The sequence below is a fragment of the Cyclobacterium plantarum genome (genome assembly GCF_011290685.1).
Lineage (GTDB): Bacteria > Bacteroidota > Bacteroidia > Cytophagales > Cyclobacteriaceae > Cyclobacterium > Cyclobacterium plantarum.
Map to the genome: position 1 here is coordinate 25,023 of NZ_JAANYN010000016.1, position 14,584 is coordinate 39,606.

The following is a 14,584-nucleotide window of genomic DNA, read 5'->3' on the forward strand; positions in this document are numbered from 1 at the left end:
TAGCCCCCATTCCAGCTGCCACGGAAATTGGTTGAAACGCCTGTTTTCTTACTGTTCACTGGATGGATAGAGCTTGTTCAAGTGTTTGTTTAATCCCATTTCAGCAATGAATAAAAAAATTCTGGGGCTCCGGTATTCCGGTTTTAAAAATGCCCGATTCAACTACCTGTCTAAATTACTTGTCATCACGGTCATTGGGACTGCCTTTTTTTCCTGTAGTGAAGGGAGAGGTAAAAACAAGAAGAATGCAGAAGTATTGGAAGTCCCTGTGTTTACCCTAATGCCCAAAGACATTGAAGTCCCCCAGACCTATGTCTGTGACCTTCAGGCGATACAGTTTGTGGAAGTCAGGTCCAAGCTGGAAGGATTTGTAGAGGAAATATTTGTTGATGAAGGCCAGGAGGTGAAAAAAGGGCAACCCCTGTTCCAATTGTCATCAGCAGAATACAATGAATTGGTCAATTCTGCTACTGCCAAACTCATGCAGGCCAGAGCAGAGGAGAAAGCCGCCACCCTGGAAATGGAAAGGTTGAAAGTGCTGGTGGACAAGAAAATTTACTCTTCCTCCGAATTGGAGTTGGCACAATCCAGAAAAGAAATGGCCCAATCTGCGATCATGGAAGCTCAATCCATGCTGAAGAATGCCCAGGTGGGGCTATCCTATACCACCGTCAAAGCCCCCTTTGACGGCATAGTAGACCGTATCCCCTACAAAACAGGCAGTTTGGTGAAAAGTGGAGATCTGCTGACCAACATCACGGATATCAGTGAGATATTTGCCTACTACAGGATTACGGAAAACGAATACCTGGAATACATGCGCGGAGAGTTGGATAAAGACGCTGACTCAGAACAAATGAATGAGCAGGTGAGAGAAACACTTAAAGACGAACAAGAGGAGATCTCACTGATCCTTTCGGACGGTGTGGAATACCCTTACAAGGGTAAACTGGAAACCATGGAAGCGGACTTTGAGCAGGGTACCGGTTCCATTGCCTTACGGGTACGCTTTCCAAATCCTGATGGCCTGATCAAACATGGCGCCAGCGGTAAGGTCCAAATGACCAATGAATTGAAAGATGTGTTCCTGATACCCCAGAAGTCCACTTTTGAAATTCAGGAATACAATTATGTCTACCTGGTAGATAAAGAAAACAAGGTAAATGTTAGAAGTTTCCGTCCATTGAGAAGGCATGGGTTGTTCTATGTGGCCCAGGATTTTAATACCAATGACAAAGTGGTGCTGGAGGGCATACAACTCCTGAAAGATGAGGCTACCGTAAAGCCCAATCCAATAGGTGAAGAAGAAGTGTACCATTCCCTGAATCTACCGCTTTAGCAGGACAAAACCCATTGACAAATGTTTGATTTATTTATTAAACGACCCATTCTCTCTACGGTAATCTCCATATTGATTACTTTAATCGGATTATTGGCACTTTTTGGTCTGCCCGTGACCCAATTTCCGGAAATTGTCCCCCCATCGGTAACCGTCACTTCCCAATACCGGGGAGCCAATGCAGAAGTGGTCACCAAAGCGGTCACCACCCCGCTTGAAAGGGCGATTAACGGCGTTCCCGGTATGACCTATATGTCATCTGTAAATACCAATGACGGGGTATCCGTGATCACTGTCTTTTTCAACGTGGGCACAGATCCGGACCAGGCGGCCGTCAACGTACAAAACCGGGTAGCTACGGTAGTAGATGAATTGCCCGAAGAAGTCATTCGGGCCGGTGTCATGACAGAAAAAGAGGTGAATTCCATGTTGCTTTACCTCAACCTCATGACATCGGACAGTACCCAGGACGAAAAATTTGTATACAATTTTGCAGACATCAACATTCTGCCCGAACTAAAGCGGATAGACGGGGTAGGAAGGGCTGAAATTATGGGGAACAGGGATTATGCCATGCGTATCTGGCTGAACCCGGACCGCATGGTGGCCTATAACCTTACCCCTCAGGATGTCAGTGAGGCCATACAAAGCCAAAACGTTGAAGCTGCTCCGGGGAAATCGGGAATCAGTTCCGACCGGGATCCCCAGGCCCTGCAATATGTGCTCAAGTACACCGGGAAATTTAATACTCAGGAAGATTATGAAAACATCACCTTAAAATCCCTGCCCGATGGCTCACTATTGAAAATTCGGGATGTGGCAGAAGTAGAATTCGATTCCGAAGACTACAATATGGTTTCCATGACTGACGGGCGGCCTTCCGCCTCTATCATGATCAAACAGCGCCCCGGATCCAATGCCCGGGAGGTCATTCAAAACATCAAGGACAAGATGGAAGAACTTCAGGGATCTTCCTTTCCACCGGGTATGAAATATAATATCTCCTATGATGTCTCCCGATTTTTGGATGCCTCCATTTCGGAAGTGGTGAAAACCTTGATCGAGGCATTTTTGCTGGTATCATTTGTGGTGTTTATTTTCCTTCAAGATTGGAGGTCCACCCTTATCCCAGCCATAGCAGTGCCTGTCTCGCTTATTGGAACCTTCTTTTTTATGGGCCTTCTCGGATTCTCCATCAACATGCTGACCCTGTTTGCCATGGTACTGGCCATCGGCATAGTGGTGGACAATGCCATTGTCGTAGTGGAAGCCGTTCATGTGAAGATGCACCAAAACGGAATGAACGCCAAAGAGGCTACCTTTGCCGCCATGAAGGAAATTGGAGGGGCCATCATCGCCATTACCCTGGTCATGTCCGCCGTGTTCATACCGGTAAGTTTTCTTTCTGGTCCTGTAGGGATTTTTTACCGGCAATTTTCTCTTACCCTGGCCATCGCCATTGTCATTTCCGGGATCAATGCCCTGACCCTTTCACCGGCACTATGTAGTTTGCTTTTGAAGCCTGTACACCACGAAAAAGGAAAAGGGCTGATGAGTCGATTTTTTACGGCTTTCAACGAAAAATACGATGCCTTTTCGGGGAAATATGCCCATTTCATAGGAAAAACCGCAGGAAGAAAAGCACTTACTTTTGGCATTTTGATCCTGTTTTTTGTCCTTACCTATGGCATGACCTTTGTTTTGCCCACAGGATTCATCCCAAATGAAGATCAGGGGATGATTTATGTCAATGTGACCACGCCTCCTGGTTCAACCATGGACCGCACCCAACAGATAATGGATGATGTGCAAGCCTCCATCCTGCCCTTTGAGGAAGTGGAAACCATCTCCACGCTGGCCGGATATAGCCTGCTTACCGAAACTGCCGGGGCTTCCTATGGCATGGGCATGATCAATCTGGTCGGTTGGGATGACCGGGAAGCCGATGTGAATGAATTGATCGAAAAATACCAGGAAAGAACAGACCACATCACAGGTGCCTCTATCCAGTTTTTTGGTCCCCCTCCCGTACCAGGATTTGGTAATGCCTCCGGATTTGAATTGCAAATGCAGGACAAAACCGGAGGTGACCTGGAATTTACCGCCCAGACGGTAGACGATTTCCTTACAGCCATCAGGCAAAGGCCGGAAATACAGGATGCCTTTACCAATTTTGATCCCTCATTCCCTCAGTATATACTCAGGGTAGACCATGATAAGGCCGCCAAACTGGGGGTGGACGTCCGTGCTTCCATGCAGACCCTACAGAGCTTTATCGGTAGTTATTACAGCTCCAATTTTATACAGTTTGGTCAGATGTACAAGGTCATGCTACAGGCCTCACCCGAATTCCGAACCAATCCGGAATCCCTGCTGAAAATGTACACCAAAAACAAGCAGGGAGAAATGGTCCCCTACTCTAATTTCGTGACCCTGGAACGGGTGTATGGTCCCGAGCAGCTGACCCGTTACAACATGTTTATTTCCGCCATGGTCAATGGTGATGCCGCACCGGGTTATTCCAGCGGAGATGCCATCCGGGCAGTGGAAGAAACCGCCGTTTCCATTCTTCCCAGAGGCTTTTCCATCGATTGGTCCGGTATGACCAGGGAACAAATCGCCTCCGGCAATCAGGCTGTATACATATTTCTTATTTGCCTCCTGTTTGTTTACCTGCTCCTTGCCGCCCAATACGAAAGCTACCTGCTGCCCCTGCCTGTAATCCTCTCTTTACCGGCCGGTGTATTCGGTTCCTTCCTTTTTTTATACCTCACTGGCTTGGAAAACAATATCTATGCGCAGGTTTCCCTGATCATGCTGATCGGCCTGCTGGGCAAAAACGCCATTCTTATCATTGAGATTGCCGTTCAATCCCGGCAAAAAGGCATGGGGATCCTGGCTTCAGCAAAACATGCGGCAGTAGAAAGGCTAAGGCCCATCCTGATGACTTCTTTCGCCTTTATCAGCGGCCTGATCCCACTGGCGCTTGCCAGCGGAGCGGGAGCCATAGGCAACCGAACCATTGGTACCGCAGCAGCAGGAGGAATGTTTATTGGAACTTTTGTCGGAATTATACTCATTCCCGGACTATTCGTCGTGTTTGAATCCCTGGCTGCCTATCTCAAAAAGCAACCCGTGCCGGTAGCTGAAGATCAAAGCGTCCCTTCAGGTAGTCTCAAAACTTCTTAAAGTCAATTCCCTATTCTATGAATACCGTACAATCAAGATACCTGTTATTCTTTATTTTATTTGGAATGGGTCTCTATTCCTGCAAAGTACCGCAACGTCTCACAGATGAAAACATCAGCCCGCCGGAATCTTATCCAGAATCCCTGGTCTCTTCTGTAGATAGCACCAAACTGGCACTGACCCACTGGGAGGCCTTTTTTGGTGACCCGCAACTACAGCGCCTGATAAAAAAGGGTTTGGAAAACAACCAGGATCTTGCCAAAACACTGATGCAGATCCGTATTGCCAAAGCGGCCATGAGCCGGGCAAAAATGGGCCAATTGCCTGAAATCAATCTTGAGGCCGGAGCAGGAATCCGGAAATTCGGCGACTATACCATGGACGGGGTCGGAAACGACGACACCAACCGTTCCCCCACCGTTCCGGAAGACAAACGTATCCCGGTGCCGTACAAGGATTTTATATTGGGAGCGGCATTCAATTGGGAGCTGGATATCTGGGGAAAACTCAATATGAAAAAAAAGCAGGCTTTGTCCAGGTATCAGGCTACAGAAGAAATGAGGAATGGGACAAAGACCTGGTTGATTGCAGAAATTGCCAATACCTATTACACCGTAGTGGGCCTGGATGAGGAAATAGAAACACTGCTTTCCAATATTGCCTTCCAGGAACAGGCATTTGAACTGGGAAAAAGCCTGAAAAATGCCGGTCAGGAAAGCCAGTTGTCGATCGACCAGTTTGAAGCCCTGATGCTCAACTCCAAAGGCCTTCTGGTCCGGAAGCGCAGGGAACTTAGGCAGGCAGAGTTGAACCTGGCCTACCTCACCGGCGGATATCCCGAAGCCATATCCAGGCAGTCTTTGTCAGAAGTGGATATTTTTCCGGATGCCCTTCAGCTGGGCCTGCCTTCGGATCTGTTAAGGATGAGACCGGATATCCGGGCAGCCGAACAAACCCTTAAAGCCAATAACCTGGAAGTAGGCATCGCCAGAACGGCATTTTTTCCTACTTTTAACCTGTACGGCATGGCCGGATTCAATGCTTTTGAATTCAGTAAGCTCTTTCTGAATCCCGCCTCAACAGTACACCAGCTGGGAGGAGGCCTGGTGGCCCCGGTATTCAATAGAAACAGGATCAAAGCCGCCTATGAAAGTGCCAGGGCCCGGCAAAAGATAGCCTTGTATGACTATGAACAAACCGTTCTCAATGGTTATTTGGAAGTGTTGGGGCTTGTCAATAATTACACCACCTATCAGGAGGAACTCGAGTTGAAAACCAATGAGGTATTGGTGCAGCGCAGGTCTGTGGACAATGCCAATACCATGTTTAAGGTAGGCTACGCAGACTACCTGGACGTGATCAACAGCCAGTCCAATGCCCTTTCCTCCGAGCTGGATTATATCAACCTAAAGGTGCAACAACTTCAAAACATCACCAGTTTGTACCGGGCCCTGGGCGGGGGCTGGCAGCAATAAGCCTGGCCTGGGAGGAGGCAGATGAATAAGAGGCAGGCAGTATGGCTACCGAAAAATTGGATCCTGAAATGCTACTCTTAGAGGGGGAAAAATCCTGCCGGATAATGCCGGCGGGATTTTTTTTTGGGTAACGGTCAAAAGAAGTATCTTTCTTTGACCGAATGAATTTTTGCTGCCAGCAATCCCGATGATATTAAAGAAATAAATAGTAATATTAAACCCTGGCTAAAAGTTGGTTTTTTGACGGATATTCAACTGATAGGCATATTACCCTTTTGATCTACACAGAAAACCTAATACCTTTACAATCATGAATCTTATAGATTTAAATATGGATAAGATACGTCAACTTTGCTTGACGCACAAGGTTAACAAGCTTTTTGTATTTGGCTCTGTTCTTAAAGATTCTTTTACCAATGAAAGCGATATTGATTTAGTAGTCGATTTTGATAAAGTAGACTTAAATGATTATGCAGACAACTACTTTGATCTAAAAGATCAATTAGAGGCCATTTTCAATCGTCCAGTTGATTTACTTGAAGAGGAAGGAATCCGAAATCCATACTTAAAAAAGCAAATTGATTTTGAGAAGCAACTTATTTATGGATAACAAAATCAATACTTGGCTTTTTGATATTCTCAATTCCATTGAAGAAATTGAATCTTTCTTTGAAGATACACCATTGAATTTTTTAGAGAATCAGAAGGATATAAAAACTAAAAGGGCGGTTGAAAGAAATAGTGAAATTATTGGGGAGGCTGTAAATCGCATTCTTAAAGTGGAAAAAACTGTAGAAAGAAAAAAACATCACATATCGACCACAAAAAGTAAAGTAAGGAAAAGGTATACCTTCAAACTTACAGAAAGTCGGCTTTTCGAATCCTAAAAACTAAAAAATCAATTTAAAAAGGACGAATAAGCCCCAAAAGTGCTTAACTTAATAGCATTGGAGCCACCCCTTAGCGATGCCAACCATGTGATTACCTGGGCCAGTAAACCAACCGGATAGCTATTTCCAACCACCGTTTAGTGGATATATCCCCTACCCACGTTACTTTCCAGGCCAAATTTACCGCGACAAAGCCAAAACCAAGCCGGTACGTTTGCCGGGAATAAAGTTTTTGCGGCGTTTCCGCCATCTTGTGTTTCCATAGAGGATGATACGCATCAGGCGTTATTTCTCGATATTAACTGTATTTACAATAATAACATTAAACAATTAAATTAATTTAGTATTTTGTTCTCGTGGTCAAGAATAGGTAGCATCATACGGCATCACATACCCTTTTTAATGAACAATTCAGGCAAATGATGAAAAAAAAGTGATGACATTTTATACAATAACCGATATAGTTATATAATCATAAATGACGAGCATATGAAACAATTAAAACTTCTGTTAGGGGTAATAATTCTTATGGGATGGTCTTGTAATAATGACGAAACAAAATATGTAGGTACAGTGAATTTGGAAGCCAGTGGACTAAGCGATGGCAAGTTAGCTATTAACAATGTGGCTACTTTTACAGCAACCGTAACCGACTATTATGGTGATGTTGCTAATCTTAACTACCGATGGACCTTGGATACCGAAAATGGTGAACTCTCTGACGGCGTAAACACACTTGCTAATTCCACCATTGCAGGGCACACCATACGATGCATTGGAAGAATTAGCGGCGATGAGCGCATAATTGTAGAAGTAATTACTGAAAACAATACGATTATTGCCTCGGCATATGTTGATTTTACTATTATCCCTTTTGTTGATACTCCCGATGGCCTGGGATGTTATGACCAACCTAAAATTATTTACCAGTATGGAAATTCATCCTTTTATGTTTGTAATTTTGATGGCTCTAATGCTGAATATATGGGAGTTGGTGGTTTGAGTCTAGCCATATCGCCAAATGGCAAATGGATTGCTTACAGCAAGTTTGATGATGACCGAATGGGCTATTTTGCGTATTTAAGGAATTGTGAAACCAACGAAACAATAGAAATCCCCGGAGGAGATGGGGACGATTATACACCTGAATTTTCATCCGATAGTAAGGTTTTATATTTTTTAAGGCCAGAGCCTTCGCTTGAAGAGAATATTGCTGGGGGCCGACCGGAAGATATTGCAGCATATAATATTGAAACGGGAGAGGATTATTTCCTAACCACATTACATCAATCCGGTGAGCGTGTTTCCAAATTTACGGTCTCTCCGGTATCAAACGAAATTGCATTTATTAGAGCCGGTGAGGAGATACAACCACGGCTTTCTATTCTTAATACGGAAAGTGGATTAATTACCGATTTAATGACTTTAAGTTTTACTCCTAATAGTAGTATGGATTGGTCTCCAAATGGTGAAGATATTATTTTTTCAAGCTCCAATGTCCAATCAGGAAAGGGCATCTTTCGCATGAGTCTTGTTGATGGCATAGGGCCGCAGTTGATATTTACCGATCTTTCGCCACAATCATTGGCGCCTATAAATCCACATTATTATGCCAATGGCACTCGTATTGCTTGGTCTGGCCAGGAGAATGGACAAAACAACATCAATATTTGGAGCATTGATATAAATGGCAATGACCTACAACAGATAACCAGTACCAGCGGAAATGATCTTGTACAAGGTGTATTGGAGTAAAGTCTTTAATCGAGATTATTAACTAGAACCCTGTAACCAACGGATATGTGGGGTAGTTGCACAACGCTCCTGCGCAATTACACCTCAAATGACTGTGTTCTTTCCATGAGCAGATGCAGCAGGCGTACGCTACTCCCTGCGTGGTGTTTTGCGAGCATCCCCTCAGCGATGCCCGCCACGTGATTCATTACCTGGGCCGGTACAGCCACCGGGTGGCTATTTCCAACCACCGCATAAAGGATATATCGGACACCCACGCTACTTTCCAAGCCAAAGATTGCCGCGACAAGGCAAGGAAAAAAACGGTACGCCTGCCGAGGGTGGAGTTTCTACCTATCCGGCGGATAAACCCCATCTTCCAGGAATTCTAAACAGTGACTAAACTTGCGCTATGAAAAGACAAAGCGAACAAGAAATGAAAAAGATGTACCTGGAATGGTTGGAATCGGGCAAGAGCAAGTCTGAATTTGCTGATTCAGTGGGCTTGGTCCGCACCACCTTTTATAACTGGGCCAAAAAATTCAGTACCGGGGACGAATTTTCATCTGGTAACGGTTTTCAGTTACTGGACAAGTACGGCAAAATGGGCGTAAGAATCCCTGCCTCAAGTGCCTCAGACTGGACCATGGGGGCTGGCAACAGATCAGGCCGATCTGGGCTGATAGTCACCGGCCAAAAATATCTCCAGGTTGATGAAACCCCGTTGAAAGTACTGGACAGAAACCATAAAGATGGGATCCATAAGGGTTACATGTGGTTATATCATGCCCCTGTGGACAGGCTTGTACTGTTCGATTACAGAAAGGGACGGGACCAGTCCGGTCCCAAAGAGATGCTTGCGGATTTTAAGGGTATCATCCAGATGGATGGCTATATAGTCTATGGTGCCCTTTATGAAAAACATCCCGACATTAATCTGACTTTTTGTATGGCTCACGCCAGGCGGAAGTTTGTGGATGCAGTTGAAGACGACCAAAAGCAGGCAAACCATGTACTTGATGAAATGCAGCTCCTCTATGTCCTCGAAGACAAAATGAGAGAGCTGGGACTCAGTTGGGAACAGAGAACAAAGGAAAGAAAAGAACACGCCACCCCTATCCTGGAAAGGCTGGGAAAATGGTTGGAAGAAAACCAGTACAGCTACAGGCCCAAAAGCCCTATGGGAAAAGCCATCGCCTACACACATAAAAGATGGGCAGGATTGAGTGCATACGCACTGCACGGGCGAATGGAAATTGATAATAATTTAGTTGAAAATGCGGTGAGACCCCTGGATGTCGACAGGAAAGCCTTTTTATGTGCAGGATCGCATCAGGCAGCAGAAATGACCGCAGCAATGTACTCTTTCATGGCGAGCTGCAAAAAGAACAAGGTAAATGAGTTTGAATGGCTCAGGGATGTTTTTGAGAGAATCCAAAGCCATAAGCAGAAGGACCTCTACCAGCTCCTACCCTCCAATTGGGAGGAATAAAGAATCAAGGCATAAACATTACCTGCTATAATTCCTACCTAATTCTAATGGGTTCCTCGGATGGATACACCAAACCGGTCTAGTTGGCAGGGGTTGGGGTTCCATAGATTGTGATTCCCCGGTAAATAGGATGGCGCTAACCCTCTCCGTCATCCAAACGGAACCTGGAAAGTCCTCCGAGAAAGCTTGTTCCAACACCTCCTGGCAATCCCCAGGCTAAGGGATACAGAAATTTAGCACAAGCTTCTGGTCGAACTCAGAACAGATTTTCACCCGTTGGAACGGTCAACTTTTTGACCTATATTCACTATTCAAGGCACACACAGCAGTTTTGCGTCTGACGGGCTACGTAAGAAATTCTTGTGCATATTTGAAGTGTAGTTCTTCGTATCAAGGTTAATACTAAAAAGCCCGCCCGAACGCAAAGCCGCGAACCGTTGTGCAACAGCAAAATGTACACAAATACCAGAGATTAAATAATTTCGATGCATAAGACCTTAATTGATAATATTCAAGAAATAGTCCCCCTCAAGGGAGATGATATATTGCTTATTGAGAATGCATTTATACCTGTTGAATTAAAGAAAAAAACAGTTTTTACTTCAAAAGGGGGAATCATCCAACCACATGCGATTCGTAGCAGAAGGATGCCTCAAGCTATATCGTATTGATGATACTGGAAAGGAGCATATTCTTCAATTTGGAATTATGGGTTGGTGGGTAAATGACCTTTATGCCTATCTGACTCAAAAGCCAGCCACATTTTTTATACAAGCCATTACCGATAGCACTGTTTTACAGGTTCACAGAGATCAACTCAATAAACTTTATGACAAGATCCATATGATGGATCGGTTTTTCAGAATTAAAACACAGAATGGATATGTTGCTCTCCAGGAACGAACAATTAACTCCATGAGCCAAACTGCTGACGAATGTTATTTTGACTTTATAAGAAAATATCGGAATATGGAACAACAGATTCCTCAATATATGATTGCATCTTACTTAGGAATAACCCCAGAACACCTAAGCTCCCTTCGAAAAAACCTTGTACGAAAGCTTTCTTAAGATACCTTAATGGATTTGGCCTGCATGATTTGAAAATTTGCACAAACAAATAATTCAAATCATGAAAAAGACAAATTTGGTACTAGCCTTGGTTTTTGCAGGCCAATTGACCGTATTGGGTCAGCAAAATGAAACCGTTGGTAAAAGCCCCTGGGGATCCGATGATGAAATAGGTTCACTGAATCTAATGTCCAATTCCACGCGATTCGAGGTATTATCTCAGATCAAATCCGGTAAAACCTATGATTTAAGTGTTGAATATTTCGTGGGCATGCCCAGCTTCCACGCATTGGGAGACCCTCCTTATCAATACTGGCTGACCCATACACCGCATGGCACTATCGTGGACAATCCTAATGGACTTGGTGAAGCCATGAACCGCAAAGTGAGTTACACCGGAGATGCCATTTCTATGTACACCCACATGGGTACACATATTGACGCACTCAACCATTTTGGTCTGAATGGAAAAATCTGGAATGGATTCACTCCTGAAGAACACTTGGGTGACAAAGGTTGGAAGAAGACAGGAGCTGAGACCATCCCTCCTATCATTGCGCGCGGTGTGATGATTGATGTTAAATCATCGAAAGGGTTTCTTCCAAAGAACTATCGGATTACCGAATATGATCTTCAGGAGGCGCTTAAAAAACAGGGAGTTGTACTGAAACCTGGTGATGTTGTTGTTATCCGCACTGGCCAGGCTGAGTTTTATGAGGATGCCGATCACTATCTCGACAACTATCCAGGTATCAGCCTTGCTGCGGTCAAGTGGCTTATCGAAGATCAGGGCATCATGCTTCTTGGTGCAGACAACCTCTCATTTGAAGCTTTTCCTCCCGAGCGAGAAGATAACTGGGTGCCAGTACACACCTACCTATTGGCAGAGAAAGGGGTGATGTTCATTGAACAGATGTACCTTGAAGAACTGGCCAAAGATGAAGTGTATGAGTTTGCCTTCATCGCAGCATCATTGAAGCTGAAGGGTGCAAATGGCTCACCTATGCGTCCAATGGCTATTCCTATGAATTCCAAATAAACAGAAGATGAACAACCAAACATTGCTTCTTCTTTCCTTTTTGGTTGGAATTATGGTGGTGATTCAAGGTGGGATAAATTCCCGATTGGGTATTCTTCTAAACAACTCTTTGCTGGCGACTTCCACAGCGCTAACAATGGGTGCGAGTTTCACAATTATTACTGTATTGATAACTGTGAGACAGTATCCAAGTATGCATCAACTCAGGGAGATCCCTATATATATGTGGTTAACAGGCGGGCTGCTAAGTTTCATAGCTGTAACGTTATTCTACTATATCATTCCAAAAGTAGGCATCTCAAAGACTGTCACCTTCGGGTTGGCTGGACAACTTGCTTTCGCAGCAATTGCCGGGCATTTTGGGTGGTTTAACATGCCGCTAGAGCCTATCACCATCAAGAAGGTTGCAGGATTGTTGTTGATGATCACAGGTGTTATTCTAATCAAATCATGAAATGAACTTAATCAAAGCAAATACAAACAACCTGACTACTCTCTGGGCAGCCGGAGGTCAGCTGGCCGGACAATATATTGAAGAGTCTGGCTATCGCTTAAGCATTGCCGGAAGTGGTGAATGGCCAAACAAACTCTGGTTTACCCAACCAATGGACATGCAGGCAATCATGGATATTCAGCTCAATTGGAATCTGCCCAAACTATCACTTCCTGTTTGGGGTAATGACCTTCGTAGGCAAGAATTGATGCTTAAAGCCCATGGTTTTGAAGAGAAACTCACGCAAGTCGCCATGTCAATGAACCTGAAAGATGCTCCTGATCATGCGGAGCGTGTCATCATTCAGAAAGTGACGAGTAAACCTATAGCTGAAATTTGGTCGCAGCTATTTCAGGAAGCATTCGGATATGAGATAAGTGCCGACACTGTGAGCCGGACTATGGGTTCCATTGAGTATTTCGTTGGAAAACATAACGGAACTCTGGTAGGTACTGCCGTACTTTTTATTGACCAGGAAGGTGTTGCCGGTATACATTCGATGGGCATCATTCCTTCACAGCGCAGAAAAGGTTATGCAGAGGAATTACTTATTCACATGATGAATATCGCCAGATTAAAAGGTGCAGCATATGCCACCCTGCAAGCTTCTGATATGGGAAAGGGACTCTATTTCAAAATCGGCTTTCAGCAAGATTTTAGTATCAAAACATTTATTAAACCAAAAAACTAAACAACAATGAATTTATTAGACAAACTCAATTGGCGCTATGCCACAAAAGTATTTGATCCTACCATGAAGGTGTCAGAGGAAGATTTAAACTTTCTAAAAGAAGCCATTCGGCTTTCGGTCTCTTCCTACGGCTTGCAAATGTACAAAGTACTAATTATCGAGAACCCCGAAATCCGAAAGGAACTGCGCAAAGCCTCTTGGGATCAAGCTCAAATAACGGATTCATCTCATCTGTTTGTTTTCTGCAACTACACTAAAAACCACGATCAACAAGTGGACAATTACATTCAGCTCGTCATTGATACCCAAAAGACTGTAAATATTCAAGGACTGAAAAAATATGGGGAGTCTATTAAATCCAGCATTGGGAATATGACTACCGAAGCGCGAAAAAGCTGGGAGGAAAAACAGACCTACTTGGCTCTTAACAACCTGATTGTTGCATGTGCAGACCGGCAGATAGATGCCTGTCCAATGGAGGGATTTGATAAACAAGAGTACAACCGACTTCTTGGTCTGGACGAAATGGGACTCAATGCTTCGGTGATCGCAGCAGTGGGGTATAGATCGAATAAAGATGAGACAAAAGAAAGAAAAAAAGTGCGAAAATCAATTAAAGAATTATTTCTAACTGCTGAATAAAGAAACAGATGAACAACAAACAAAAAAACAAAGCAAGGCTACCCCACCTGGTATTTTATATCTGCTGATAATCATATTGGGGGGTTTTAGCCAAGGTTATATTCTTGGAATAATTTTTTACTCTCTACCGGTTTACCCCGCCTATCGCGACCACCCGGATTCGAAATGAAATCACTTTGAAAACTGTTTAACGTTACCTGAACGACTAAACTGGCAATGTCACTGAATAGCTCTGGAAAAGGGATCTGCATCTAAGCCCTAAAAGGGAATATATCACGCCCCCAGAAATCATAGACCCTGAGTTCGACTGAATTTCGTTAAAAAACCATCATCCCGAGGCTTAAAGAGGGTTTTTAGCGGTGAAAGCCGTGAGAATTTCTGGCCAAACGAGCCTGCCACACCCTTTCCCAGCTCCTATACCCACGAGAAAGGGTTCGCAGTAACGATTCAATTGGTATTTATTGACGATCTTTATTCGAACTCAGTTATAGAAACTCTTTTTACTATGGGCTATACCCATCGCTGAATG

General features: G+C 44.2%; 13 protein-coding genes. All 13 read left to right on the top strand.

Features of this window, described 5'->3' with window-relative positions; genetic code table 11:
- Window positions 1-106 precede the first annotated feature (106 nt).
- On the top strand, window positions 107-1,339 hold the full coding sequence (locus G9Q97_RS22890; RefSeq protein WP_166151291.1) for an efflux RND transporter periplasmic adaptor subunit: 1,233 nt from the start codon (window positions 107-109) through the stop codon (window positions 1,337-1,339).
- Window positions 1,340-1,360: 21 nt separating this feature from the next.
- Window positions 1,361-4,528: an efflux RND transporter permease subunit gene (locus tag G9Q97_RS22895; protein WP_166151293.1), complete on the top strand. Its 3,168-nt coding sequence runs from the start codon at window positions 1,361-1,363 to the stop codon at window positions 4,526-4,528.
- A 17-nt stretch (window positions 4,529-4,545) separates the two neighbouring features.
- A complete protein-coding gene (locus G9Q97_RS22900; protein WP_166151295.1) occupies window positions 4,546-6,003 on the top strand; it encodes a TolC family protein in 1,458 nt (485 codons plus the stop codon).
- Between the two features lie 310 nt (window positions 6,004-6,313).
- Window positions 6,314-6,613 (top strand): nucleotidyltransferase family protein, encoded by a 300-nt coding sequence (locus tag G9Q97_RS22905; RefSeq protein ID WP_166151297.1) that lies wholly within the window; start codon window positions 6,314-6,316, stop codon window positions 6,611-6,613.
- The gene (locus tag G9Q97_RS24715; protein ID WP_187357747.1) at window positions 6,606-6,890 is read left to right on the top strand and encodes a HepT-like ribonuclease domain-containing protein; all 285 of its coding nucleotides are present in this window, start codon (window positions 6,606-6,608) and stop codon (window positions 6,888-6,890) included. Before G9Q97_RS22905 ends, G9Q97_RS24715 begins: the two co-directional genes overlap by 8 nt.
- Window positions 6,891-7,382: 492 nt before the next feature.
- Complete coding sequence (locus G9Q97_RS22915; RefSeq protein ID WP_166151298.1) at window positions 7,383-8,648, top strand: TolB family protein; 1,266 nt, start codon at window positions 7,383-7,385, stop codon at window positions 8,646-8,648.
- A 113-nt stretch (window positions 8,649-8,761) separates the two neighbouring features.
- A complete protein-coding gene (locus tag G9Q97_RS22920; RefSeq protein ID WP_246255837.1) occupies window positions 8,762-9,019 on the top strand; it encodes a transposase in 258 nt (85 codons plus the stop codon).
- A 20-nt stretch (window positions 9,020-9,039) separates the two neighbouring features.
- Window positions 9,040-10,119, top strand: a complete 1,080-nt coding sequence (gene tnpC / locus G9Q97_RS22925) for an IS66 family transposase (protein ID WP_246255838.1) — start codon at window positions 9,040-9,042, stop codon at window positions 10,117-10,119.
- A 627-nt stretch (window positions 10,120-10,746) separates the two neighbouring features.
- A complete protein-coding gene (locus G9Q97_RS22930; protein WP_222852071.1) occupies window positions 10,747-11,190 on the top strand; it encodes a Crp/Fnr family transcriptional regulator in 444 nt (147 codons plus the stop codon).
- Between the two features lie 61 nt (window positions 11,191-11,251).
- Window positions 11,252-12,229: a cyclase family protein gene (locus tag G9Q97_RS22935; protein WP_166151302.1), complete on the top strand. Its 978-nt coding sequence runs from the start codon at window positions 11,252-11,254 to the stop codon at window positions 12,227-12,229.
- A gap of 7 nt (window positions 12,230-12,236) precedes the next feature.
- Window positions 12,237-12,683, top strand: a complete 447-nt coding sequence (locus tag G9Q97_RS22940; protein ID WP_166151304.1) for a DMT family transporter — start codon at window positions 12,237-12,239, stop codon at window positions 12,681-12,683.
- A 1-nt stretch (window position 12,684) separates the two neighbouring features.
- Entirely contained in the window at window positions 12,685-13,413 is a 729-nt protein-coding gene (locus tag G9Q97_RS22945) for a GNAT family N-acetyltransferase (protein WP_166151306.1), read from the top strand.
- 6 nt (window positions 13,414-13,419) lie between these two features.
- Window positions 13,420-14,055, top strand: coding sequence for an NAD(P)H-dependent oxidoreductase (locus G9Q97_RS22950; RefSeq protein WP_166151308.1), 636 nt, complete (start codon window positions 13,420-13,422; stop codon window positions 14,053-14,055).
- Window positions 14,056-14,584: the final 529 nt, after the last annotated feature.